The sequence below is a fragment of the Aeromonas sp. QDB56 genome, from assembly GCF_027705505.1.
Lineage (GTDB): Bacteria > Pseudomonadota > Gammaproteobacteria > Enterobacterales > Aeromonadaceae > Aeromonas > Aeromonas caviae.
The window spans coordinates 1-827 of record NZ_JAPDBZ010000314.1; the positions used below are offsets into that span (position 1 = coordinate 1).

The following is an 827-nucleotide window of genomic DNA, read 5'->3' on the forward strand; positions in this document are numbered from 1 at the left end:
GGCTAAATAGCTGATCCTAATTTCGCTCCAGTTGCATAAGCCCATGTCCATTACCGGGGAACGGGGCGGCATGATCCAGGAAGTAGAACACGCGACGTAATAACTCACCCAATGTGCGGCATTGGTGGTTCCGGGTGATCGTTTCATGGAGGGCATGCCACAGCCGCTCAATCTGGTTCACCCATGGCGAATACACCGGCTGAAAAAGCACGATGAACTTCGGATTTTTTGCCAGCCATCGCTGTGCTTTTTTGCTCTTGTGGATGATGTAGTTATCCAGGATCAGCGTGATGCTCTTGGCGCGCCGATAAGTCCGCTTTAGTGTTTGGAGCAGTGACAAGAACAAGTCCGTGTCTTTGCTATCGCTCGCCACATAGGTCACGTTACCTGTTCCGGCATGCAGGGCGCCAGCGAGGTAATGTTTGCGATTCTGGCCCGGAGTTGCCACTTTCTTCTGCTTCCCTCGCATCATCCAGTCCGCCCCCAGCTTGGGATTGAGGTGGATATCCACCTCATCTTCATAGAACACGGGATGGTCCGCACTGCAGCGTCCCAAGGCCTCATTGATAGCGGCCATTTTCCGCTCTTTATGGGGATCGCGGATGTGCAAAGTGGGCGCGGCCCGGCGCCAGACAATCCCTAGCCTGGGCAGCCATCGCCGTATTGTTGAAGCATGCAATGTCAGGCGCCAACTCCGTTTGAGTTCAAGCGCCATCAGTTCGGTACTCCAACGCGAGCGCTGATATCCGAGCTCCTGTGGAGACAACTGGATCAACAGCTGTAATAGACCCGAGATGTGAGCAAATGGCAGCACCGGCTTGCGCCCC

General features: G+C 54.9%; 1 protein-coding gene. It reads right to left on the reverse strand.

The window, feature by feature from the left end; genetic code table 11:
- Positions 1–16 precede the first annotated feature (16 nt).
- A partial coding sequence (locus tag OKB81_RS20645; RefSeq protein ID WP_244082029.1) for an IS630-like element ISAeme16 family transposase occupies positions 17–827 on the reverse strand: 811 nt, incomplete at its 5' end.